The sequence below is a fragment of the Lutibacter sp. genome, from assembly GCF_033723435.1.
In the GTDB taxonomy this organism is placed as follows: domain Bacteria; phylum Bacteroidota; class Bacteroidia; order Flavobacteriales; family Flavobacteriaceae; genus Lutibacter.
Genome location: NZ_JAWVXC010000001.1, coordinates 125,172 through 150,485, shown reverse-complemented (window position 1 = coordinate 150,485; position 25,314 = coordinate 125,172). Strand labels below are relative to the sequence as shown.

General features: G+C 29.9%; 17 protein-coding genes and 1 other RNA gene. 3 read left to right on the top strand and 15 right to left on the bottom strand.

Annotated elements, in window-relative coordinates:
* Window positions 1–22: 22 nt before the first annotated feature.
* Complete coding sequence (locus tag R3342_RS00655; RefSeq protein WP_318937644.1) at window positions 23–1,546, top strand: OstA-like protein; 1,524 nt, start codon at window positions 23–25, stop codon at window positions 1,544–1,546.
* Window positions 1,547–2,737: an aspartate aminotransferase family protein gene (locus R3342_RS00650; RefSeq protein ID WP_318937643.1), complete on the top strand. Its 1,191-nt coding sequence runs from the start codon at window positions 1,547–1,549 to the stop codon at window positions 2,735–2,737.
* Window positions 2,738–3,032: 295 nt separating this feature from the next.
* Here R3342_RS00650 and R3342_RS00645 read toward each other — a convergent pair whose 3' ends face one another.
* On the bottom strand, window positions 3,033–3,590 hold the full coding sequence (locus R3342_RS00645) for a TlpA family protein disulfide reductase (protein ID WP_318937641.1): 558 nt from the start codon (window positions 3,588–3,590) through the stop codon (window positions 3,033–3,035).
* A 213-nt stretch (window positions 3,591–3,803) separates the two neighbouring features.
* On the opposite strand from R3342_RS00645, the gene R3342_RS00640 reads away from it, so the two are divergent.
* The gene (locus R3342_RS00640; RefSeq protein ID WP_318937639.1) at window positions 3,804–6,683 is read left to right on the top strand and encodes a TonB-dependent receptor; all 2,880 of its coding nucleotides are present in this window, start codon (window positions 3,804–3,806) and stop codon (window positions 6,681–6,683) included.
* Window positions 6,684–6,742: 59 nt separating this feature from the next.
* On the opposite strand, the gene R3342_RS00635 is transcribed toward R3342_RS00640, so the two are convergent.
* The 14 genes from R3342_RS00635 to R3342_RS00570 form a co-directional block, all read right to left on the bottom strand.
* A complete protein-coding gene (locus tag R3342_RS00635) occupies window positions 6,743–9,145 on the bottom strand; it encodes a glycoside hydrolase family 31 protein (protein WP_318937637.1) in 2,403 nt (800 codons plus the stop codon).
* A gap of 93 nt (window positions 9,146–9,238) precedes the next feature.
* The gene (glgB, locus tag R3342_RS00630) at window positions 9,239–11,146 is read right to left on the bottom strand and encodes a 1,4-alpha-glucan branching protein GlgB (protein ID WP_318937635.1); all 1,908 of its coding nucleotides are present in this window, start codon (window positions 11,144–11,146) and stop codon (window positions 9,239–9,241) included.
* A gap of 3 nt (window positions 11,147–11,149) precedes the next feature.
* A complete protein-coding gene (locus R3342_RS00625; RefSeq protein ID WP_318937633.1) occupies window positions 11,150–12,412 on the bottom strand; it encodes a glucose-1-phosphate adenylyltransferase in 1,263 nt (420 codons plus the stop codon).
* A 3-nt stretch (window positions 12,413–12,415) separates the two neighbouring features.
* Window positions 12,416–13,825 carry a glycogen synthase gene (locus tag R3342_RS00620; protein ID WP_318937631.1) on the bottom strand — a complete coding sequence of 470 codons (1,410 nt, stop codon included), beginning with the start codon at window positions 13,823–13,825 and terminating at the stop codon, window positions 12,416–12,418.
* Between the two features lie 123 nt (window positions 13,826–13,948).
* Window positions 13,949–15,520 (bottom strand): DHA2 family efflux MFS transporter permease subunit, encoded by a 1,572-nt coding sequence (locus tag R3342_RS00615; protein ID WP_318937630.1) that lies wholly within the window; start codon window positions 15,518–15,520, stop codon window positions 13,949–13,951.
* 3 nt (window positions 15,521–15,523) lie between these two features.
* On the bottom strand, window positions 15,524–16,606 hold the full coding sequence (locus R3342_RS00610; RefSeq protein ID WP_318937629.1) for an HlyD family secretion protein: 1,083 nt from the start codon (window positions 16,604–16,606) through the stop codon (window positions 15,524–15,526).
* Window positions 16,607–16,618: 12 nt separating this feature from the next.
* The gene (locus tag R3342_RS00605) at window positions 16,619–17,923 is read right to left on the bottom strand and encodes a TolC family protein (RefSeq protein WP_318937627.1); all 1,305 of its coding nucleotides are present in this window, start codon (window positions 17,921–17,923) and stop codon (window positions 16,619–16,621) included.
* Entirely contained in the window at window positions 17,913–18,533 is a 621-nt protein-coding gene (locus tag R3342_RS00600) for a TetR/AcrR family transcriptional regulator (protein ID WP_318937625.1), read from the bottom strand. Before R3342_RS00600 ends, R3342_RS00605 begins: the two co-directional genes overlap by 11 nt.
* Before the next feature lie 162 nt (window positions 18,534–18,695).
* Window positions 18,696–20,957 (bottom strand): aconitate hydratase, encoded by a 2,262-nt coding sequence (locus tag R3342_RS00595; RefSeq protein WP_318937623.1) that lies wholly within the window; start codon window positions 20,955–20,957, stop codon window positions 18,696–18,698.
* A 181-nt stretch (window positions 20,958–21,138) separates the two neighbouring features.
* An RNA gene (gene rnpB, locus R3342_RS00590) (RNase P RNA component class A) lies at window positions 21,139–21,444 on the bottom strand.
* 159 nt (window positions 21,445–21,603) lie between these two features.
* The gene (dnaJ, locus tag R3342_RS00585; RefSeq protein WP_318937622.1) at window positions 21,604–22,734 is read right to left on the bottom strand and encodes a molecular chaperone DnaJ; all 1,131 of its coding nucleotides are present in this window, start codon (window positions 22,732–22,734) and stop codon (window positions 21,604–21,606) included.
* A gap of 9 nt (window positions 22,735–22,743) precedes the next feature.
* Window positions 22,744–23,262: a nucleotide exchange factor GrpE gene (locus tag R3342_RS00580; RefSeq protein ID WP_318937620.1), complete on the bottom strand. Its 519-nt coding sequence runs from the start codon at window positions 23,260–23,262 to the stop codon at window positions 22,744–22,746.
* 96 nt (window positions 23,263–23,358) lie between these two features.
* The gene (gene murA, locus R3342_RS00575; RefSeq protein ID WP_318937618.1) at window positions 23,359–24,675 is read right to left on the bottom strand and encodes a UDP-N-acetylglucosamine 1-carboxyvinyltransferase; all 1,317 of its coding nucleotides are present in this window, start codon (window positions 24,673–24,675) and stop codon (window positions 23,359–23,361) included.
* 17 nt (window positions 24,676–24,692) lie between these two features.
* Complete coding sequence (locus R3342_RS00570; RefSeq protein WP_318937617.1) at window positions 24,693–25,310, bottom strand: DUF4290 domain-containing protein; 618 nt, start codon at window positions 25,308–25,310, stop codon at window positions 24,693–24,695.
* Window positions 25,311–25,314 lie beyond the last annotated feature (4 nt).

Genomic DNA, 25,314 nt, shown 5'->3' with positions numbered 1-25,314 from the left:
TTTGTACAAAATAAATTAGAGTTTGAAAAAATTACTTTTATTAAGTTTTTTGTTATTAGCTACTTTTGGTTTTTCTCAGTCAAAAAAAATTAAAATTCTTAGAGCTGACAACACTTTTGTTAAACCTGAATTTCCAGGTGCAACTATTTCCATGGGAAATGTTTTTGTAGAACATGAAGGAGCAACACTTAGATGTGACAAGGCTTATATTTATCAAGATAAAAAATTGATAAAAGCAATGGGTAACGTTATTGTAAATCAAGGAGATACAATTATACAGCATAGTAAATACACGGATTATGATGGTATAAAAAAAATAGCTACTTCATGGGGAAATGTTGTTTTAAAAGATGAATTAATGACTTTAAAAACAGATACTCTTCAATTTGATAGAAACCAACAAAAATTATATTATAAGTGTAGCGGTACTATTATTGATTCAACCAATGTATTAAAAAGTAAAATAGGAAATTACTATCTTGAAACTAATAAATTTCAAGCATTTAATAATGTTACTGTAACTAATAAAGACAGCGATTTAAAAACCAATCATCTAGAATATTACACGTCATCTGGTATTGCTGAACTATTTGGGCCTTCAACAATTAAAGGAGTTAAAGATTCTATTTATACTGAAAGAGGAACTTACAATTCTAAAACAGATATTTCCACCTTTGTAAAAAACTCAAAAATATTTTATAAAGACAGAACTATTGAAGGCGATAGTTTATATTACAATGGAAATCTTGAATTTGCTTCTGCTACAAATCACATAAAAGTTACAGATACCATTAACAAATCTATAATTAAAGGGAATTATGCAGAATATTTTAAATTGAAAGATTCTGTATTTATAACTAAAAAAGCACTCGCAATATCAGCCGTTGAAAAAGATTCTTTATTTATGCATAGTGATACTATTATGGTTACTGGCAAAGTAGATGATAGAATAGTCAGAGCTTTTAGAAATGTAAAATTTTTTAAAACAGATTTGCAAGGTAAATGTGATTCTCTAATTACGAATGAAAAAACAGGAGTTACAAAGCTATTAGTTAATCCTGTTTTATGGGCTCAGGGAAATGAAATTGTTGGAGACACTATTCATTTAATTTCAAACTCTAAAACAGAACAGTTAGATTCCTTAAAAATACTCGGAAATGCTTTTATGATTCAAAAAGATTCGGCTGGTTTTAGTCAATTAAAAGCACGAAACATGTATGGTAAATTCTTTAATAACAAATTATCTTCGTTAGATGCTATTGGTAATAGTGAAGTTATTTTTTATATTAGAGATGAGCATCAAAAACTAGTTGGAATTTCAAAAATGCAAAGTAGTAAAAATATTTTTATCACTTTAGAAAACAACCAAATTAATACGGTAGATTTTAATGTAAAACCAGAAGGGAAAACGTATCCTCCATCAAAATTACCAAAAGAAGAAAAATTATTAAAAGGTTTTATTTGGAGAGAAGATGAACGACCAATTACTAAAGAAGCTATTTTTATTTCAGATAAACTAAAACCTAAAATAAAGAGTAAATTATAATTGAAAAAAGATTTCTTTAAATATCAAGCACAAACATCCTCAAATCCTTTAGCTATTGAAATTTTAAAAGCGGTAGGTAATTATGTTTATGATATTAACGGCAAAAAATATTTAGATTTTATAGCTGGAGTTTCCGCAAATACCTTAGGTCATAATCATCCCGCTATTTCGCAAGCTATAAAAGATCAGGTAGATAATTATACTCATGTAATGGTTTATGGAGAGTTTATTCAAAAACCACAAGTTGAGTTATCAAAATTATTGGCTCAAAATTTACCTAAATCCTTAGAAACAGTTTACGTTACCAATTCTGGAACAGAAGCTTCTGAAGGCGCTATAAAATTAGCAAAACGATATACTGGCCGTTATGAAATAATTGCAGCTAAAAACGGCTATCATGGCAATACACAGGGATCTATGAGTGTTTGTGGTGCAGAAATTAAAAATAGTGCATTTAGACCACTAATTCCAGGCATTAAATTTATATCATTTAATAATGAAGTTGATTTAGCTAAAATCACAACCAAAACTGCTGCAGTTATTTTAGAAACTATACAAGGTGGTGCTGGATTTATTGTTCCTGAAAATAATTATTTACAAAAGGTGAAAAAGCAATGTGAAAAAGTTGGTGCATTGCTAATTCTAGATGAGATTCAATCAGGAGTTGGTAGAACAGGAAAAGTATTTGGGTTTGAAAACTATAATGTAATTCCTGATATCATTGTTACTGGAAAAGGATTAGGAGGTGGTATGCCTATTGGGGCCTTTATTGCTTCTTATAATATGATGGCTTCTCTAAGAGAAAACCCCAAATTAGGCCATATTACTACATTTGGTGGGCATCCAGTAATTACCGCTGCTGCTGTTGCAACTCTAAGCGAGCTACTTAATTCCAACTTAATGGAATTAACTTTAAAAAAAGAACAGTTATTTAGAAAACATTTAATTCATCCTTTAATCACAGAAATAAGAGGAAAAGGTTTAATGTTAGCTGCAATAGTTGAATCTAGTGAAATAGCCTCTAAAGTAATTTTAAGAAGCCTAGAAAAGGGTCTACTCCTATTTTGGTTATTATTTGAAGGAAAAGCCATTAGAATAACTCCTCCTTTAACAATTACAGAAAATGAGATTATAAATGGTTGTACAATTATTAATGACTGTTTAAATGAAATTGTAACTGAAACCACCTAGTTTTCAGTAATATATTGTTAATTATTTGTTAATATAGTACCTTGTTATACATAATAGAGTAACAAAATTGTTACAAAGGCGTCATTTAATAAAAAACCATTAAAATCTATATAAAATGACAACTTTAAATTTAAACTTACAGGAAAACAAAAAAAAGGTAGTATTTGGTAATTTTACAAACACAAAACGTTTACAATGGAGTACTTATAGAAGATATGATTACTAAAATTATGAATAGTAAATTAATTAAGACGCTCTACTTCCACACCTTTAAATCCTAAAAAACTAAATTCAATCAGTTTTTTAGGATTTCGTTTATAATATTTCTAGTTTTATCACTATTCCAGTCAGCAGCACCAACTTTTTCAATTAAAATACTACCATTTTTATCTACTAAAAAACTTGATGGTATACTATTTGTTTTTAAGAATTGATTTGGTGGAGTTGAAATTGAATTATAAACAGGTAAATTATAGTTATTTTTATTAAAAAAATCAGAAACTTTTCCCCAATTTTCATTTGTAACAAATATAAAAATAACTTTATCTTTATAATCGTTATATAATTTTTGTATCATCGGCAATTCTGCTTTACAAGGTGGACACCAAGTTGCCCAAAAATTAACAAAAACTACTTTTCCTTTTACTTCTGAAAAATTAATATTTTCAGTATTCAATCCTTGTAATTGCCAATCATAATTTTTAATAGAGACTCTATCCTTAACATTTTCAACAGATGGTGAAAAAGCAACTTGCCTTAATAACCAAATTCTTGTAGGAGAGTAAATTAATAAACCCATTGCTAACACAAAAACAACATTTGAAAAAAACTTTTTATTTAGCTCAAAAATCATAGAAACAATATTTAAATTTTAATAATAACGGATAAATAATATATCTTATTTCAAAGGTACTTTTTATTCTTTTCTTAATCATTTTTACAACAAAAATAAACATATATTTTTCGTATTTTTTTAATAACTATGTAACATTTTTTACAATATATATTTGGATATATTAAATATTTAACCATAATTTGTTATATATTTTACTAAAAACATAAAATTATGAAACAAAAAAGACGCATTATTTTAAGTATTTTTTTACTTTTTACAATAGTGATTCATGCACAATCGTATCAAGTAAATGGAAAAGTAACCGATGTAAACAATCAACCTTTACCAGGTGTTTCGGTAATGGTTGAAGGAACTTCACGCGGTACTACAACTGACTTTGATGGAAACTACATGATTAAAGTAAGTTTAAATGAAAACTTAATATTTTCTTACGTTGGTTATAACGAAAAGAAATTACAAATGGATGGCACTAAAACATTTAATGTCACATTAGCATCTGGAGTTTCTTTAGATGAAATTGTTGTAGTTGGTTCAAGAAATCCAAATAGAACAGCAGTAGACACACCTGTACCTGTTGATGTAATTGATGTAAGCGAATTAGTTACAGCTGGTCCTCAAGTAAATTTAAATCAAATACTTAACTATGTGGCTCCTTCTTTTACTTCTAATACACAAACAATTTCTGATGGTACAGACCATATAGATCCAGCTTCCCTAAGAGGTTTAGGTCCAGATCAAGTATTGGTTTTAATTAATGGAAAAAGAAGACATACTTCTTCATTAATTAATGTTAATGGTACTTTTGGTCGTGGTAGTGTTGGTACAGATTTAAACACAATTCCTGCTGCATCAATTGAACGTATTGAAGTTTTGCGTGATGGAGCTGCTGCACAATATGGGTCTGATGCCATTGCAGGTGTTATTAATATTGTTTTAAAAAGAAGCACAGATAAGTTAGATGTTAATATCACTAATGGCGCTAATTTTTCTAAAAATTCAAATGAGCAAACTGGAGGCGTTGATGGTGTAACTACTAACATAAGTGCTAATTATGGATTAAAACTTGGTGACAAAGGTGGGTTTATAAACTTTACTGGAGATTTTGATGTAAGACAAGATTATAATAGAATGAAAGAATGGGAAGGAAATGTATTTAATTTATACAATACAGTTGAACGTTATGCAAAAAATGATGGTTATGATTTATCAAAACTATTAGATGACGATGTATCTGATGTTATTACTTATGGTAATATGGCTGGACTAAATTTAGATCCAAATGCAACTAAAGCTGATTTACAAAGTATATTATCTGCTGATAATACTACTGCAGAATTAGCGGCACGTGGACTAAATAGAACTGATTTTAATATGAGAGTCGGACAATCAGCATTGCGAGGAGGACGCTTTTTTGCTAATTTCTCTCTTCCTTTAGGTGAAGCAGGTACTGAATTATATTCTTTCGCAGGTGTTAGTTCTAGAACTGGTAATTCTGCAGGTTTTTATAGATTACCAAACCAAAGTAGAACTTATACACCGGCATATTTTAATGGTTTTTTACCTGAAATTAATTCAACAATTGTAGATAAATCTATTTCTGTTGGTATTAAAGGAAAAGTTTCTGATTGGGATGTAGATTTTAGTAATACTTGGGGTAAAAACTCATTTTTATACACTATAGGAAATACATTTAACGCTTCTATGCAAGGATCTTCTCCTACTACTTTTGATGCTGGAGGATTCTCTTTTATGCAAAATACTACCAATTTAGATATTAGCCAGTTTTTTGAAGATACTATGGCTGGCTTAAACATTGCTTTCGGTGCTGAATATAGATTAGAAAATTACGAAATTATTGCTGGAGAAGAAGCTTCTTACGCACAATATACTGCTGATGGACAAGTAATCACTTTAGCTTCGCAAGATCCAGCAAGAGACTTTTTCGGAAATGCTAGACCTGGAGGATCTCAAGTATTCCCTGGATTTAGCCCAAAAAATGAATTATCTCGTGGAAGAAACAGTGTAGCTGGTTATTTTGATATGGAAGCTGATTTTACAGATAACTTTTTAGGAAGTTTTGCTGTAAGATATGAAGATTATTCTGATTTTGGTTCTACACTTAACTTCAAAGTAGCTACAAGAATTAAAGCAAGTGAAAACACCAATATTAGAGCAGCTTTTAACACTGGTTTTAGAGCTCCTTCTTTACAACAAATATATTTTAATTCAACATCAACTATATTTGATCAAAATGGTGATCCTCAAGAAGTGGGTACTTTCTCTAATGATAGTAGAGCTGCAAAATTATTAGGAATTCCTAAATTAAAACAAGAAACTTCAAGAAGTGTTAGCTTAGGTTTTACATCAAAAATACCAAACTTAAATTTAACTTTAACTGTTGATGGTTATTGGGTAGGTATTAATGATAGAGTGGTTTACACAGGACAATTTAAAGGACCTGGAACTGGTACTGAATTAGATAATTTATTAGCCCAAGCTAATGCTACTGCAGCTTCATTTTTTGCAAATGCAATAGATACTGAATCTAGAGGTATTGATATAGTTCTTACAAATGATGCAAATATAGGTGCAAATGCAAAATTAAAATCTGATTTATCTGCTACATTCTCTAAAACTATACAAGTTGGTAACATTAAAGCCTCACAAGTATTAGAAAATGCAGGTTTAGTTGGAACGTATTTTCCTGAAGACAGTAGGATTTATTTAGAAAAAGCAGTTCCTAGAGCAAAAATTAATTTATCTAACAGTTATACTACAGATAAATTTAATATCTTTTTAAGAAATGTATTGTTTGGAAAAGTAACAGAAGCAACTACTAATATTTTAAGACAACAAGAGTTTGGTACAAAAGTAGTTACAGATTTATCTTTTGGATATCAAGTTTCTGATAACTTAACTGTTACTGTTGGGGCGAATAATTTATTTGATATTTATCCTGATCGAGCTGCTCAATCATTTTCTGATGGTGGTAATAACCGAAGTGGTGGTAGATTTGACTGGTCTAGAAGAGCACAACAATTTGGCGTTGCAGGTAGATTTTTATTTGCAAGACTTAGCCTAAATCTATAATAAATACAATTTATTTAAAATAAAAAAGGTTTCTCACAAATGAGAAACCTTTTTTATTCCTATAATCCAATTATATGGATTTCTGTAAACTCTTTACTCACTATAATACTATTTTCTTCTATATTAAATTTAGCCATATCCATTTTTTCATTATCAATTTCAATACTACCAATCTTAAAAGGCAATCCGTGTAATATTATTTTAAAAGTATTATAAGAAGTAATATACTTTCCTTCTTTAAATTGTTGTATAGTTAAGGAATCTTCTTTACCAACTAAAGTGAAATTTCTAAGACTAAATCTACCTTTTTTATAATCATAACCATCAGAAGCATCCTCATAAACTTTAGATTTTTCTTTTCCGTTCTTAAAATAAATATCTAAGGTTAATTCTTCAATAACTTTTTCACCAACGTACTGCTGAATTGGATATTTTGGTATTATAGCACCTTCTTTAATATAAATAGGCATACTATCAATATCTGCATCCACCCATTTTTCCTCTCCTCCATTTACAACTTCCGCATCCCAAAAACTAAACCACTTACCTATTGGAAAATACATTCGTCTACCTTTTGCATTTGGTTCTATTATTGGGCAAATTAATATTTTATCTCCATATACAAATTCATCGTTTCTATAATGCGTATGATGGTCTTCTTGATCAAAAAGCATAAGCGATTTTAAAATAGGAATTCCTTCATTTGCATATTGCCAAAAAGAAGTATACAAATAAGGTAATAATTGATAGCGAATTTCAATAAATTTACGAACAATATTGGTTACGTTAGTATCAAAAGAAAAAGGTTCTTGTTCTCCGTGATCTCCTGATGAATGTGTTCTACAAAATGGATGAAAAACGCCAAGCTGAATCCACCGTGTATATAATTCACCATTTGGTTGTTCTGCAAATCCTCCTATATCCGATCCAACAAATGAAAAACCTGACATACACATACGTTGCGCTTGTGCGTTAGCAATTGCTAAATGTTCCCAACTAGCAACATTATCACCTGTCCAGCTTGAAGTATAACGTTGTGTACCTGAATATGCAGCTCGTGTAATAACAAAAGGACGCTTTGGATAAGAGAATTTTTTTAAACCATGATACGTTGCTCTAGCCATTTGCATACCATAAACGTTATGAGCTTTTCTATGGCTACAATAATTGCCATCGTAATTATGCCTAACATCATTTGGAAATGTTTTCCCTGGAACTTCCATTACTGCAGGCTCATTCATATCATTCCAAACTCCTTTTACACCAATATCTTCAATCAGTTCTTTAAATAAATTAGACCACCATTCTCTAACTTCTGGGTTTGTAAAATCAGGAAAATAACAATCTCCAGGCCAAACTTTACCTTTCATATAAGGTCCATCTGCTCTCTTACAAAAATAATCCTTTTCTAAAGCTTCTTTAAAAACAGGATAATCAGTATCTATTTTTATTCCTGGATCAATAATAACAATGGTTTTAAAGCCATCATCAGCCAATTCTTTTACCATTTTTTTTGGATTCGGGAAATACTCTTTATTCCAAGTAAAACATCTAAATCCATCCATATAATCAATATCTAAATAAATTGCATCACAAGGAATTTTTAATTCTCTGAATGTTTTAGCTACCTGTTTTACCTTACTTTCAGGGTAATAACTCCATTTACATTGGTGATAACCTAATGCCCAAAGTGGTGGTAATTGGTGAGGACGACCTGTTAAATCTGTATAAGAACTAACCACATCCGTCATTTTTGGACCATAAATAAAATAATAATTCATTTCACCTCCTTGCGCCCAAAAACTGGTAACATTTCTGCGTTCTTGACAGAAATCAAAAAAAGATCTAAAAGTATTATCGAAAAATATTCCGTAGGCTTTTTTATGATGTAATCCTGTATAAAATGGAATATCTTTATAAAGTGGATCTGTGTTCCTTCCAAAAGAATATGAATCCGTTACCCAATTTTCAAATCTTTTCCCTTTTAAATTATTTGGAATGGATTTATCTCCCAAGCCAAAATAACTTTCTCCTTCTTGTGAAACTTTAGATAATTTAACAATATCACCACCATATTCATAACTTTCTTCCCAGTGAAATCCTAATTCATCTTCGCAAATTAACTCATTATCCTTAGCGTCAAAAATAGAAATATGTAAATTTTCTTTGAATATTTTACAAATTAATTTTGAAGTAGTTACAATGTAATATACATCGTCTTCTGTAATTTCAAGTTTATTAAAACCACTTGCTGCATGTTTTGTTATAGCATAAGAAAAGTCATTTTCAAAAACGCCTTTGGTTGTGTATCTAAAACGTAAAACACTATCGCGCCTAATAGTAATTTGTAATACTACATTATTACTTGTTGTAAAATATAATTTATCAACATCTTTTTTGAAGTCTATTATTTGGTTAGGAAACTGATTTCCTTTTTTAACTAAATCTGTGTTTATTATCATAAATCGTTCTTTGCATAAAAGTTACAAACTTAAAAAAATTAGGAACTCAAGGCGTAAATCTTTATTAAAAAGATTTCATAAAATTTAAAATCATTAATTAATTTGAAATACAACCATTCCTAGCGGAGGAATAGTTATTTCTGCGGAGCTTTTTTTAGAATTCCAACTAATTTCTTTAATAGCGATTTGTTTTGAGTTTTTTATGCCGCTACCACCAAATATTTTTGCATCACTATTAAATATTTCTTTTAAAAAACCACTACAAGGAATTCCAATTCTGTAATTATAATGAACTTTAGGAATAAAGTTACATACAACAATTATAGCATTATTAGTGTTATCTTTTCTTATATAAGAAATAACAGAATTATCAGAATCATTATAATTAATCCATTCATAACCATCCGTTTCAAAGGATTTTTCGAATAATTCAGGAGTGTTTTTATAGAACGTATTAAGTGCTTTAAAATATCTTTTAGTTTTTTGATGAGGCTCAAAATCTAGTAGATTCCAATCCAAACTTTTTTGAAAATCCCATTCGTTATATTGTCCAAATTCACTTCCCATAAAAATTAATTTAGTACCTGGATGTGTGTACATATAGCCATATAAAAGTCTTAAATTAGCGAATCGTTGCCATTCATCACCTGGCATTCTTCCTAAAATTGAGTTTTTACCATGTACCACTTCATCATGAGATAAAGGCAACATAAAATTTTCTGTAAAAGCGTAAGTTAAGCTAAAAGTAATATCCCCTTGATGGTGTTTTCTATAAATAGGATCCTTCTTAAAATATTGCAAAATATCATGCATCCAACCCATCATCCATTTCATGCCAAAACCTAAACCTCCAACAAAAGTTGGTTTGGAAACCATTGGGAATGAAGTAGATTCTTCTGCTATAGTTTGAACATCAGGAAATGCTTTATAGACAGCTTCGTTAAATTCTTTTATAAATTGTATAGCATCTAAATTTTCTCTTCCTCCAAATTCATTTGGATCCCACTCACCTTCTTCTCTTGAATAATCTAAATATAACATTGAAGCTACAGCATCTACACGTAAACCATCAATATGATACTGTTCTAACCAAAAAATAGCATTACTAATTAAAAAGGAACGAACTTCATTTCGTCCATAATTAAAAATCAAACTTTTCCAATCTGGATGATAACCCTTTTTTTTATCGGGATGTTCATATAAGTTAGAGCCATCAAAAAAGCCTAAACCATGAGCATCATCAGGAAAATGAGAAGGAACCCAATCTAATATTATTCCTATATTTTTTTGATGAAATTTATCTACTAAATATTTAAATTCTTCAGGATATCCAAAACGAGAAGTTGGCGCAAAATAACCAGTAATTTGATATCCCCAAGAAGGATCGTAAGGAAATTCCATAATTGGCATAAATTCTACATGGGTAAAATTCATATCTTTTACATAATTTACCAATTCGTCCGCCATTTCTGTATAAGATAAAAATCTATTCTCTTCTATCATTTTTTTCCATGAGCCTAAATGAACTTCATAAACAGAAAATGGTTGATTTAAAGCATTTTTATTTTTTCTAATATTTAGCCATTTTTTATCTTTCCATTTATAATCATCATTCCAAACTATTGAAGCTGTTTTTGGAGGATGCTCACATCTACGAGCATACGGATCTGCCTTTTCAGAGATATAATTATTATTAGAGGAATAAATTTTATACTTATAAGCCGTTCCTTTTTTAACAAACGGAATAAATCCTTCCCAAATACCAGAAGAGTCCCAACGCACATTTAATACATGCTCAGTATCATTCCAATAATTAAAATCTCCTATAACGGATACTTGTTTCGCACTTGGTGCCCAAACAGCAAAATAAGTACCTTCTACTCCATCTATAGATAAAATATGAGAACCAAATTTTTCGTATAAGTTATAATGTTTTCCTGCTTTAAATAAATTTATATCAAATTCTGTAAAAAGACTATATGTAACTACTTTGTCTATCATCCACTAAATTATGAAGCCATTAGGTAAAACAGCGCCTTTTTTAACTACCACAATTCCTTCCCTTACCACATAGGTGTCTGTTTCAACATCTTTTAAATGGTTTCCTCCATTAATTCTAACATCGTTTCCAATACAACAATTTTTATCTAAAATGGCATTTTTAATAAAACAACGCTTTCCAATACCCATGGAGACAATAGAATCATCTAGTATTTCATCTATAGATTGATAATAATCGCTACCCATCATATACGTATTAATTATAGTAGATTCTTTATCTATTTTTGAACGAACTCCAATAACTGAATGTTCAATTTTTCCTGCATCAATTATACAACCTTCAGCAATAACGGTTCTGTCTAAATTAGTTCCTGAAATTTTTGTTGTTGGCAACATTCTAGGATGTGTATAAATTCGTTTTGCTTTACTATATAAATCAAACTCAGGAAATTTATCCGTTAATCCTAAATTAGCCTCAAAAAAGGATTCTATAGTACCAATATCTGTCCAATAACCTTCATATTGATAACTTAATACTGGGTGTTTTTCAATTGCTTGAGGAATAATTTCTTTTCCAAAATCAATAGTATCAGGATTACTCATTAACTCTTTTAATAAGCCTTTATTAAAGATATAAATTCCCATAGAAGCTAAATAATTTTTACCTTTTGCTTTCATTTCATCGCTAACTTCTGAAGTCCAATCTGGTAATAATTTTGCGTCTGGTTTTTCAATAAAAGAAGAAATAAAATTATTTTCATCGGATTTTAAAATTCCAAAGGAAGGAGCTTCTTTTTCATTTACAGGAATGGTAGCAATAGAAATTTCTGCTTTACTTTTAATATGAGCATTTACCATTTCTTTAAAGTCCATTTGATATAGCTGATCTCCTGATAAAATTAAAACATATTCATAATTATGTTTATTAAAATGATGCATACTTTGCCTAACAGCATCTGCCGTACCTTGAAACCAAGTGTGATTTGTTGGTGTTTGTTCAGCTGCTAAAACATCTACAAATGCAGAACTGAAAAAGCTAAAATGATACGTGTTTTTTATATGCCTATTTAAAGAAGCCGAATTAAACTGTGTTAAAACATACATTCTTTTTATGTCCGAATTTATACAATTTGAAATAGGAATATCTACCAATCTATATTTACCGGCAATAGACACAGCAGGTTTAGAACGTGCATGCGTTAATGGATATAATCTTGAACCTTGTCCACCACCTAAAATTATGGCTAAAACTTTATCATTTATCATAACTTAATCTTTTAATGAATTATATATATTTATGTATGAGTTTGCTGAAACTTCCCAAGAATAATCTTTTTGCATACCTCGTTTTCTAACTTTCTTAAATTCATCTTGATTTTTATATAGCTCTAAAGCTCTATCAATTGCATTTGTTATATCTTTTACATTTACTTCCTCATGCACTATACCAATTCCTCCTACTTTAGATATGTCAATAACAGTATCTTTCAATCCACCTATACTTCTAACTACAGGAATAGTTCCATATTTTAAAGCATATAACTGATTTAAACCGCAAGGTTCAACCCTTGAAGGCATCAATAAAAAATCGGCTCCTGCATACATAATATGAGCCAGCTTTTCGTTGTAACCAATATACGAATTATATTTCCCTTTAAATTTAGTTTTTAAGTTTTCTAACTTTTGCTCAACTGCTTTACTTCCCGATCCCAATAATAAAATTGAAATATCATTTTTTAATAAAGTTTCTTCAAAAACTTCAGGTAATAAATCCGCTCCTTTTTCACCTACTAACCTACCAATAAAAATAAACAAAGGCTTTGTAACCTCTAATTTAAATTGCTCACACAAATATTTTTTATTTATTTTTTTTCCAGATTGTACTGAAGTAGTTTTATATTGTTTAATTAAATAAGTATCTGTTTCACTATTCCAAACATCAGTATCAATACCATTTAAAACTCCTATGCATTTTTCGGATTCATGATTTAAAAGCATTTCTAATCCATTTGCAGAATATATAAGTTCATTCATATAACTTGGGGAAACTGTTGTAACACGCCAAGCACATTTAATAGCCGCAGCAAGCGGATTGATACTTCCATCCCAATCTAATAACCCAACGTTTTTAAAGTTAAATGCTGGAATTAAATTCACTTTTTCATGAGTAAACCATCCTTGATATTGAGCATTATGAATAGTTAAAACAGTAGGAATCATTTTTAAACTGTCATATCTAACACATTGTGTCATCATAAAAGGAATTAATCCAACATGATGATCATGACAATGAACTATATCTGGTTTCGTTTCCCAAGTTAATATCCAATCTAAAGCTACTATTTGAAAAGCTAAAAAGCGTTCTGTATCATTTTCAGAATACACATAGTTTTTAAATAATAAATCTGGAATATCAACTAAATAAATAGTAAAACCCAATTTTTTTAATTTGGGAGTTAAAATTCGATATTTAAATGTTGAAAATCCTAATTGAATTGTAGATTCAAACAATACATTGAACTTATTTTTTTTTGTAAATTCAATATCATAAAAAGGCATAATAACCTCTGAACTAATTGTTTTTGAATTTTGATATTTTGGTAAGGATCCTACAACATCTGCAAGTCCTCCAACTTTTGCAATCGGATAACACTCAGCACTAAAATGAGTAATTTTCATAGAAATGATTTATCCTGAAATTTACAAAAAAAAATAACTAACCTAAACTATTAAAACTTAAAAAAATATTAAATATGTTTTAATTTAATTTAGATTAGTTCATTTTAGAAAGTTCATAAAAAACTAATGAGAACTTACACTTTTAACCTTACCAGCTCCTTTTTTAATTAATAGGACAAATGGTACACATATTAAAAATAATATGCCTAAGTACAAAAATACATCCATAAAAGAAAGTACAGCACTTTGTTTGGTTACCGATAAATCCAATATTTGATAAGCTTTTTTGAGCGATTCATTAACGCTAAATCCTTTACTCATAAAAAAGTGTTGTAAACCGTTAAGACGTTCTTGAACTTTAAAATTAATTGCTGTAATATTTGGTATTAGTTCTACTCTATGTTGTTGATTTAAATTAGCTATAACCGTTGTAATTATAGCAACTCCAAATGAGCCACCTAACTGACGCATCATTCCTGTAAAAGCTGCTCCATCTCCTATTTCTTTTCCTTTTAATGTTGAAAGAGCTAATGTTGTAATAGGAACAAATAACAGTCCTAAGCCAACTCCTCTTACAACTAAAGGCCAAAACATTGCTCCAGCTCCAGTATCTGGAGTTAATACTAAATGCATCCATAAACTATACAGAAAAAAGATAGAGAATCCAGCTGCAACTAAATATTTTTGGGAAACTCCTCTCTGCAACATTTTACCTATAAAAGGCATCATAATTCCTGTAGTAATAGAACTAGGAATTAACAACAAACCTGCATCCGTAGCTGTCCAACCAAGTATAGATTGTGTATAAATAGGAATAATAAAAGTTGAACCATATAAACCAAAGCCAAGTATAAAAGTCATAATTGTACCTAACATTAAATTATTATTCTGTAAAACTCGTAAATTAACAATTGGATGTTCATATACTAATTCTCTCCAAATGAATGAAATTAATCCAAAAAATGAAACTGCAGTCAATGCTTTAATGGTATTGCTCTCAAACCAATTATCTTGTTGTCCGTGTTCTAAAACAAACTGTAATGAGCCAATAAAAGCTGCTAAAAATACTATTCCCCACCAATCTACTTGCCAAGCTTTTAATTTTTCTCCAAACTTCGGACTTCTAACATATAATATAGTTAAAATAGCTGCTACAATACCTATTGGGATATTAATATAAAAGATATAAGGCCAAGAATAATTATCTGTAATATAACCACCTAATGGAGGTCCTAAGGTTGGCCCTACAATTACACCCATCCCGTAAATTGCCTGAGCCATTCCTCTTTTTGCTATTGGATAACTTTCCGTTATAATTGTTTGAGCTGTTACTAATAAAGCTCCTCCTCCTAAACCTTGAATAAATCTAAAAATTATTAACTCCCAAAGGCTTGTAGAATTACCACATAAAAATGAAGCCGTGGTAAAAATAATAATTGAAGCTGCAAAATAATTTCTTCTTCCAAATTGTTTGGAAAGCCAACTAGTCATTGGTATAATAATAACATTTGCAATGGCATAAGCAGTTATTACCCAAGCAATATCATTTAAGGTTGCTCCTAAATTACCTCTCATATCATTTAATGCCACATTCACTATTGTTGTATCAACAATTTCCAAAAGTGCGCATAAAACGGCAGTAATAGTAATAATTGTACGCCTAAAACCGTACTCTACTAAACTATCTTCTTCCATAATTTATTTTATGTGAACATCAACCACTACGTTCATTCCTGAACTTAATCTATTTAACTGTTCTGCATTATTCTCTTTTGTAAAATCGATTTTTACAGGTACACGTTGTACTGTTTTTACAAAATTTCCGGTTGCATTATCAGGAGGTAAAATTGAAAACCGAGCACCAGTTGCAGGTGAAAACGCAGATATTACACCTTCAAAATCTTTATCAGGAAAAGCATCCACTTTAATAGACACTTTTTGTCCAATTTTCATTTTTCCTAATTGTGTTTCTTTAAAATTGGCAACTACCCATTTATTATCCGTATTAATCAAATAAAAAAGTGATTGACCAGCCTGCACCAATTGCCCTACTTCAAAACCAATACTAGAAAGCTGTCCATTAACTGGTGCTGTTACAACTGTGTAACTTAATTGTAATTGTGCAGCAGATAGCATAGCTTCTGCACTCTTTAAATTAGATTTGGCAACAGCAACCATACTTTTTGAAATTTCAGTTTCAGTAGCCGCAACTTTTTGCTGACTTGAAGTTACTTTTTGTTGATTTTTAATAATTTCCAGTGATTTTTCAGCTTCTTGTTTTGCTGCTAATGCTTGCTCATATTGTTGGGTAGTTATGGAATGTTTATCATATAAATTTTTGTAGCGCTTAAAATCATTCTCGGCGCGCCACAATTTTATTTTTGCTACTTCAATATTTTGATTAGCAGATTTAACATGTTCATCAGAAGCTTTTGCACTTGCAACATTAGAATTAATTTTGGAATTGGCAACTATAAGCTGACTTTTTGCTGCTTCTACATTAGCTTCAGCTTGATTTAATTTAGAAATATAATCTCTATTATCTATTACAAATAATGTATCTCCTTTTTTAACAAACTGATTATCTACTACATACACTTTTTGAATATATCCGCCAACATGTGGGATAATTGCTGTCATATTAGATTGAACTTGTGCATCATCAGTTCCTTCGTGATAAAATGAATTTATGAATTTATAACCTGCATAACTTACACCAATTAGCACAATTACTGCTAAAATTAGTTTTAATTTTTTGGATGGTTTTTTGGATGGTTCCATATTATTTTTTTCTTAGTTTAATAGTTTTGAATTTAAATTTCCTTTTGCATTTGCTAATTTATAATAGGCTAATAATACTGTAGCTTTTGCATTCTCTTTATTTATTTTTGATTGTAATTGTTGCACATCTGCCTCTAATAAATCACGCGTATCTGCTAAACCATTATTAAATTTATCGTTTACAATTCTATAATTTTCTACCGCTTGTATTTCAGATTGCTCATAAACATTCAAATTTGATATAGCCAGTGTGTATTCTTGCTGAGCATTTTCTACTTGAATTTTTACAGCATCATTTAATTTATCTAATTGATAATTTAATTCATCAGCATTAATTTTTGCCATTTTAACCTGACTTTTATTTTTGAAAATATTAGAAAAATTATAAGAAATTCCGACTCCAACATTCATAGCATTATATACTGTAAAAAAATTACCAAGTTTAAGTGCTGCATATCCTCCACTTAAACCAATGGAAGGATAATAACTGCTTTTTGCAACTTTCACTTCATTTTTAGCTGCCATTAATTGGTATTCAAGTGCTTTAGTATCAGCTCTTGAAACTAACGTATCTGATTTAGGCATTTCAATTACATTTTTGAAATTTAAATCATCAATTGAAATTTTGGTGTTTTCAGGAAGTTTTAAAAATTTTACTAGTTGATAATTAAGCATATAAGCATTTTTTTTAGCTTTAGAAAGCGCTAATTCAATAGATGCTTCTTGCAATTTTACTTTTAACAAATCATTTTTAGCTAATAATCCATTTTCTTCCATATTTGAAAAATCTTCAACACGTTGCTTAGCGTTTTTCAGATTTTCGCTAACTAAACGAATTGCTTTTTCAGATTTATATAAATTAATATAGGTTTCAATAGTTTGCATACTTAACTGTTCTTTTCCATTTTCTGTTTGAAGCTTTGCAGCAGTAAAATTATTTGAGGAAGCTTTAATACTGTTTTTAATTTTAAAACCTGAAAAAAGTGGGACAGAAATATTTACTTGTCCAAGTAACAAATCATTTACTTTTGGTGGCGCACTTGAAGAGCTTTCGCCTAAATTTAAATTTACATTAGCGTTGGTTAAATAATTATATTGTCCAGATAATTTTACATCAGGATATTGGATTGCTTTAACACTAGCTAATTTATTTTTTGCAGATGTTATATTTAAATCTAATATTTTTGATTGGTCACTATTTGAAAGAGCCATTTTTACGGCATCTTTTAATGATAACTGGATACTTTCTTGAGCATTTATTTGCCCAGCACTTATCATAATAAGTATAAGAACAAATCCGATTTTTTTAATTTTCATTTGTTAATAAAGCTTTAATAGTTTGTTGAATGTGAGGAATAAGAGTTGCTACAATAAAGTTGTCTACTTCTTTTTCATTTTGTAAATCAAAATTTTTCATATAATATTTTTTGTTGTAATAAATATGAAAATAGGTGCCGATTATAGTTGCAAAAATTAACGAAGTATTTATATTTTTTGAAAAGAAACCTGCATCTTGTCCTTCTTTGATGAAATTTTGAATTAAACTTGCATTTTCCTTTTTTTGATTATTATAACCATCAAAGTTAATTTCACGATTGTTATTTGAATATTCAAAATTTACAATTTTGTAAATGTGTCTATTTCTATGAATTCGTTGAATAATTAAGGTAACTATTTCATTTAGTTTTTCAAAATAAGATTTTGATGATGCAAGAATATTTTCAAACTCCATTTTAAAATCTGTACTTCTAAAAAGCAAAATTCCTTCTAACAATTTTTCTTTTGAACCAAAATAATAAGAAACCATTGCTATATTTATGTCTGCTGCTTTAGCAATTGTTCTAATAGAAGTGCCATCAAATCCCTTTTCAGCAAACAACTTTTCAGCAATTTTGAGGATATGAATTTTTTTTTCATTTAGTTCCATAAATCTTTATTTAAAATAACGACACAAAATTAAACAAATGTTTGATTTAAACAATTGTTTAAATATTAATTTATAAAAATTTAACAGATATCGTTTTCGTAAAGTGTATCAACAAAAAAATCCTTCTTAAAAGAAGGATTTTTAAAATATATTTATGGATTATTAAGCGTTTTCCTTTTTAATTAAATTAAGTGCAGAACCCTCATTATACCAATCTATTTGATTAGAATTATAGGTATGATTTAATTTAATAACGTCTTTACTTCCATCCTTATGAACAATTTCTAAGGTTAATTGTTTATTTGGTGCAAATTCATTTAAATCTAAAAAGTTGAATGTATCATCTTCTTGTATTAAATCATAATCAGCTTCATTAGCAAACGTTAATCCTAACATACCTTGTTTTTTTAGGTTTGTTTCATGAATACGTGCAAATGATTTTACAATAACCGCAACAACACCTAAATGACGAGGTTCCATTGCTGCATGCTCACGAGATGAACCTTCACCATAATTATGATCACCAACAACAACACTCGGTACATTGGCAGCTTTATAAGCTCTTGCAGTATCAGGTACAGCTCCATAAACTCCAGTCAACTGATTTTTTACTTTATTTGTTTCTTTATTAAATGCATTTACAGCACCTATTAACATATTATCTGAAATATTATCTAAATGCCCTCTAAAACGTAACCAAGGTCCAGCCATAGATATATGGTCTGTTGTACATTTTCCAAAAGCTTTAATTAATAATTTTGCTCCTTTTACATTATTTCCAATTGGTTTAAATGGAGTTAATAATTGTAAACGTTCAGAATCTGATTTAACATTTATACTAACTTTAGTTCCATCTGCAACTGGTGCATCATAGCCAGGATCTTTTACATCAAAACCTTTAGGTGGCAATTCAAAACCTGTTGGTTCTTCTAACATTACTTCTTCTCCATCTTGATTTATCAATTTATCTGTTAATGGATTAAAATCTAATTTACCTGAAATAGCTATAGCAGCAACCATTTCTGGAGAAGCAACAAAAGCATGTGTATTTGGGTTTCCATCTGCTCTTTTAGAGAAATTTCTATTGAAGGAATGTATAATAGTATTTTTTTCTTGCTTATCAGCTCCTTCTCTAGACCATTGACCAATACAAGGTCCACAGGCATTGGTAAATATTTTAGCATCTAACTGTTCAAAAATATCTAAAATTCCGTCACGCTCAGTAGTATAACGAACTTGTTCAGAACCTGGATTAATACCAAACTCAGCTTTAGTAGTTAATTTTTTATCAACTGCTTGTTTTGCTACAGAAGCAGCTCTTGATAAATCTTCATAAGAAGAGTTTGTACAACTTCCTATTAAACCCCACTCAACTTTTAAAGGCCAACCATTTTTAGTTGCCTTTTCAGTCATCTCACCAACAGGAGTTGCTAAATCTGGTGTAAATGGACCATTTAAATGTGGCTTTAATTCAGATAAATTAATTTCAATTACTTGATCAAAATATTTTTCAGGGTCTGCATAAACTTCATCATCTCCGGTTAAATATCCTGCAATTTTATTAGCTTCATCTGCAACTTCATTTCTTCCAGTAGCACGTAAATAGCGTTCCATTGCTTCATCATAACCAAAAGTTGATGTAGTTGCTCCTATTTCAGCTCCCATATTACAAATAGTACCTTTACCTGTAGCAGAAAGTGATTTTGCGCCTTCTCCAAAATATTCTACAATTGCTCCAGTACCACCTTTTACAGTTAAAATACCTGCAACTTTTAAAATAACATCTTTAGGAGCAGTCCAACCAGAAAGTTTTCCTGTTAATTTAACTCCTATTAATTTTGGGAACTTTAATTCCCAAGGCATCCCAGCCATTACATCCACAGCATCAGCTCCTCCTACACCAATTGCTACCATTCCTAAACCTCCTGCATTAACGGTATGAGAATCTGTTCCAATCATCATTCCTCCTGGGAAAGCATAATTCTCTAATACTACTTGATGAATAATTCCTGCTCCAGGTTTCCAAAAACCAATTCCATATTTATTAGAAACTGACGATAAAAAATTAAAAACTTCACTACTATTATTTATTGCGTTTTGTAAATCTTTATCCGCTCCTAATTTTGCTTGTATTAAATGATCGCAATGAACAGTTGTAGGTACTGCTACTTTAGCTTTACCAGCTTGCATAAATTGTAAAAGTGCCATTTGAGCTGTAGCATCTTGGCAAGCTATACGATCTGGAGCAAAATCAACATAATCTTCACCTCGTTTAAAAGCCGTTTTAGAAACTCCATCCCATAAATGGTTATATAATATTTTTTCTGCTAAAGTTAAAGGTCTACCAACTACTTTTTTAGCAGCATCAACACGTTCAGTCATACGAGAATAAACGCCTTTAATCATATCTATATCAAATGCCATAAGTATATATTTTGTTTTTATTATTTCTAGTCGCGAAATTACAAAAAAACCTACTCTTTTAAAAGATTTTTACCTTATTACTCATTAAGTTATTAATAATTTAATTAAATCTAATTAAATTACTTATTAATTAATTATTAAGAAAAAAAATGAATAAATATTAAAAATATAACAATGTAAAAATAAAAGTAGATCTGTAAGCCGGATTCTGTATTTCAAAAAGATGAAATCCTTATCATTTATCTAGACTTTAAATTGCTCTAAAGTTCAATCTGCCTACCCCTTGAAATAGAGCGAGTAACTCTAAAATTTCAATATACATGGCATTGCACCGTATAGAGTTTACCTGGTTTCACTACAGCCGAACTGTACTTGCTTTCTGTTGCACTTGTCCTCAACTTTCGTTGGACGGATGTTATCCGCTATACTACTCTGTGGTGTCCGGACTTTCCTTTCCAATTAATGGAACGATAAGGCGACCTACTTTTAATTTGCAAAAATACGCTAATAAAAGTTATAAAAAAACCCACTCAAAATTTGAGTGGGAAAATTGCTATGAAAAAGAAAAAGTGTTATCAGTTTATAAACTAATAACACTTCAAATATAATTTTTTTATTGAATAAATTATAGAAAAAAAATATTTTTTTATGAAAACATATCCTTTACCTTTTCAAAAAAAGATTTATCATTTTTTGAAGGATTTGGAATAAAATTTTCATCATCTATCATTTTTTCAAAAAATTGTTTTTGCTCTTTAGATAAATTTTGTGGAGTCCATACGTTAATATGCACTAACAAATCACCACTTCCATAACGTTCAATACTTGGTAATCCTTTACCTCTTAATCGTAATATTTTTCCTGATTGAGTTCCTGGCTCAATTTTAATTTTTACTTTTCCAGAAACTGTATCAATATTTTTTGAAACTCCCATTACAGCTTCTGAGAAGTTAATGTATAAATCATGGTGTAAATTAGTTCCTTCACGTTTTAAAGTTTCATGTTCTAATTCTTCCACAACCACAATTAAATCTCCATCAATAGAATTATTTCCAGGAGCTGCGTTTCCTTTACCATTTACTTTTAGCTGAACACCTTCTGTAACTCCTGCAGGAATTTTAATAGAAACTGTTTCTTCTTTTTGAATTAAACCACTATTATCTGCATTTTTAGGCCTTTTATCTAATATTTCTCCTGCTCCGTGACAGGTCGGACAAGTACTAGAAGTTTGCATTCTACCTAATATAGTATTGGTAACTCGCATAACTTGACCACTACCATGGCAGGTTGAACAAGTTTTAAAACTAGCTCCTTCAGCTTGTACTTTTCTACGAACTTTTACTTTCTTTTCAACTCCATTTGCAATTTCTTCTAAAGTTAATTTAACTCTAATTCTTAAATTACTTCCTTTTACTCTAGCTCTTCCTCTAGAAGAACTTCCTCCAAAACCACTAAATCCTCCACCTCCAAATGCACCTCCAAAAATATCTCCAAATTGACTGAAAATATCTTCCATATTCATGTGTCCTCCTTGGAAACCTCCTCCTGCTCCACCTTCAAAGGCTGCATGACCAAACTGATCATAACGAGATTTTTTATTTGGATCGCTCAAAATTTCATATGCTTCAGCTGCCTGCTTAAATTTTTCTTCCGCAGTTTTGTCCCCCGGATTTTTATCTGGATGATATTTTAAAGCTTGTTTTCTATATGCTTTTTTAATTTCGGCCTGAGTAGCAGATTTGCTTATTTCTAAAACTTCGTAATAGTCTATTTTCATGTTTATAAATTATTGTCCAACAACTACTTTTGGATATCTTATTATTTTATCACCTAATTTATATCCTTGTTCAATAACATCAATAATTTTACCTTTTAAATCATCTGACGGAGAAGGAATTTGTGTAATTGCTTCGTGTAATTCAACATCAAAAACATCACCTGATTTTACTTCCATTTCTGTTAAACCTTTTTGAGATAAGGAATTTTTAAGTTTATTATTAATTAATTCCATTCCTTTTAGTAACTCAGAATCATCCGCTTTTTTAATTTCTGCCAACCCTCTTTCAAAATCATCTAAAATTGGTAATAAAACTGTCATTAATTCCTCATTGGCAGTTTTAAATAATTCTATACGTTCTTTAGAAGTACGTCTTTTATAATTTTCGAATTCAGCAAACAATCGTAAAAATTTATCTTTTTCTTTAGATAAATCTTCTTTTAGCTGTTCTTCAGCACTAATTTCAATAGTTTCTTGTTTTATATCTTCGTTATCCTTTTCTTTTTTATGTTCCTTCTTTTTACTCATGGCTATTCTTAAAAATTTAGTTTAGTATTAGCAATTTTTTTGCCAATTTAAATTAAATGACAATATGACATAAAAAAATCTCGTAAAAACGAGATTTTATACACATTGTTCTGTTCTTGTTATTTTCGCCCCGATAGCTCTAAGTCTTTCATCAATATTTTCATAACCCCTATCAATTTGTTCAATATTATGGATTGTACTTGTTCCTTTTGCTGAAAGTGCAGCTATTAATAAAGAAATTCCAGCTCTAATATCTGGTGAAGTCATAGTTGTTCCTTTTAAGCTAGATTCGTGATTCATTCCAATTACAGTAGCTCTATGAGGATCACAAAGAATAACTTTTGCTCCCATATCAATTAATTTATCCACGAAAAATAATCGGCTTTCAAACATTTTTTGATGAATAAGAACACTCCCTTTTGCTTGTGTTGCTACCACTAAAACAATACTTAATAAGTCTGGAGTAAATCCTGGCCAAGGCGCATCAGCAATAGTTAATATAGAGCCATCCATGAAATTTTGAATTTCATAATTTTCCTGTTGTGGAATAAAAATATCATCTCCTTTCTGAACTAAATTAATCCCTAGTTTTTTAAAAACTGTAGGAATTAATCCTAAATCATTCCAACTAACATCCTTAATAGTTAGTGAAGATTTTGTCATAGCAGCCATACCAATCCAGCTACCAATTTCAATCATATCAGGTAAAATTTCATGCTTACAACCTTGTAATTTTTTAACGCCTTTTATATTAAGTAAATTTGAACCAACACCTGAAATATCAGCTCCCATGCTATTTAACATTCTACATAATTGTTGGATGTATGGTTCACAAGCTGCATTATAAATTGAAGTAACTCCTTCAGCTAAAACAGCAGCCATAATAATGTTTGCAGTACCTGTTACGGAAGCTTCTTCTAAAAGCATTGAAGTACCTGTTAAATGGTTGGCTTCAACACCATAAAACCTTTCATCATGGTTATATCTAAATGTCGCACCTAATTTAATAAACCCTTCAAAATGAGTGTCTAACCTTCTACGCCCTATTTTATCTCCTCCTGGGCGTGGAATATATCCTTTTCCAAAACGAGCTAACAGTGGTCCTACAATCATTATTGAGCCTCGTAAAGAACTACCCTCACGTTTAAATTTATCGGATTCTAAATATTTTAAGTTTATTTCATCTGCTTTGAAAGAATAAGTATGTTCCTCTAATTGTTTTACTTTAACTCCTAATTCTGATAAAATAAAAATTAATTTATTTACATCTCGTATATCAGGAATATTACTAATAATAACCTCTTCATCAGTTAATAAAACCGCGCAAATTACTTGTAACGCTTCATTTTTTGCTCCTTGAGGTGTTATGCTACCGCTTAATTTATGACCTCCTTCAATAACAAATGTTGCCATATTATTTTTTTAAGTAGTTATTTCTTTTTGTTTTTTGAACGTTGTTGCTTAGGATTGGCCTTTCTTTTTCTTAATAAGTTCCTACTTTCTGTTAATTGTTCATTTAAAGGCTCTAAATCTATTTTTCCATTGGATAAATCTAATAGATGTTTATAAATTACAGTATCTTCTACAGTATCTTTATTCCAATTTAGGTAACACTTTTTCATGTGGTTTGCAATTGCAAAATATAATGCTTCACGTTGCTCTCCTTCTTCCCATGTTAAAGCAGTATCAATCATGGTTTGAATATTAGTTCCGTAGAATTTATATTTAGTAGCTGATTTAGGATAAGCTAAAGGCTCTGGTTTTTCCTCAAAAATTTCCTTATCAATTTTCCCAAATGGTGGTGTAACATTTAATTTAAATTCTGACATTATAAATAACTGATCCCAAAGTTTGTGCTTAAAATCTGGCACATCTCTTAAATGTGGTTGAAGATTTCCCATAACATCCACTATTGCTTTTGCCATTTTATCTCTTTCTTCATCATCTTCAATTTTTACGCAATAATCTATTAATTTTTGAATATGTCTTCCGTATTCTGGAATAATTAAATGCGGTCTTTCTGAATTGTATTCTAAATCAAATTCCATCTAT

Coding starts and splice junctions, on each gene's coding strand:
- R3342_RS00610 (WP_318937629.1), bottom strand. CDS start 16,606: ATGGAACCATCCAAAAAACCATCCAAAAAATTAAAACTAATTTTAGCA.
- glgB (WP_318937635.1), bottom strand. CDS start 11,146: ATGATAGACAAAGTAGTTACATATAGTCTTTTTACAGAATTTGATATA.
- R3342_RS00640 (WP_318937639.1), top strand. CDS start 3,804: ATGAAACAAAAAAGACGCATTATTTTAAGTATTTTTTTACTTTTTACA.
- R3342_RS00605 (WP_318937627.1), bottom strand. CDS start 17,923: ATGAAAATTAAAAAAATCGGATTTGTTCTTATACTTATTATGATAAGT.
- murA (WP_318937618.1), bottom strand. CDS start 24,675: ATGGCAACATTTGTTATTGAAGGAGGTCATAAATTAAGCGGTAGCATA.
- R3342_RS00620 (WP_318937631.1), bottom strand. CDS start 13,825: ATGAAAATTACTCATTTTAGTGCTGAGTGTTATCCGATTGCAAAAGTT.
- R3342_RS00625 (WP_318937633.1), bottom strand. CDS start 12,412: ATGATAAATGATAAAGTTTTAGCCATAATTTTAGGTGGTGGACAAGGT.
- R3342_RS00570 (WP_318937617.1), bottom strand. CDS start 25,310: ATGGAATTTGATTTAGAATACAATTCAGAAAGACCGCATTTAATTATT.
- R3342_RS00645 (WP_318937641.1), bottom strand. CDS start 3,590: ATGATTTTTGAGCTAAATAAAAAGTTTTTTTCAAATGTTGTTTTTGTG.
- R3342_RS00595 (WP_318937623.1), bottom strand. CDS start 20,957: ATGGCATTTGATATAGATATGATTAAAGGCGTTTATTCTCGTATGACT.
- R3342_RS00615 (WP_318937630.1), bottom strand. CDS start 15,520: ATGGAAGAAGATAGTTTAGTAGAGTACGGTTTTAGGCGTACAATTATT.
- R3342_RS00600 (WP_318937625.1), bottom strand. CDS start 18,533: ATGGAACTAAATGAAAAAAAAATTCATATCCTCAAAATTGCTGAAAAG.
- R3342_RS00580 (WP_318937620.1), bottom strand. CDS start 23,262: ATGAGTAAAAAGAAGGAACATAAAAAAGAAAAGGATAACGAAGATATA.
- dnaJ (WP_318937622.1), bottom strand. CDS start 22,734: ATGAAAATAGACTATTACGAAGTTTTAGAAATAAGCAAATCTGCTACT.
- R3342_RS00635 (WP_318937637.1), bottom strand. CDS start 9,145: ATGATAATAAACACAGATTTAGTTAAAAAAGGAAATCAGTTTCCTAAC.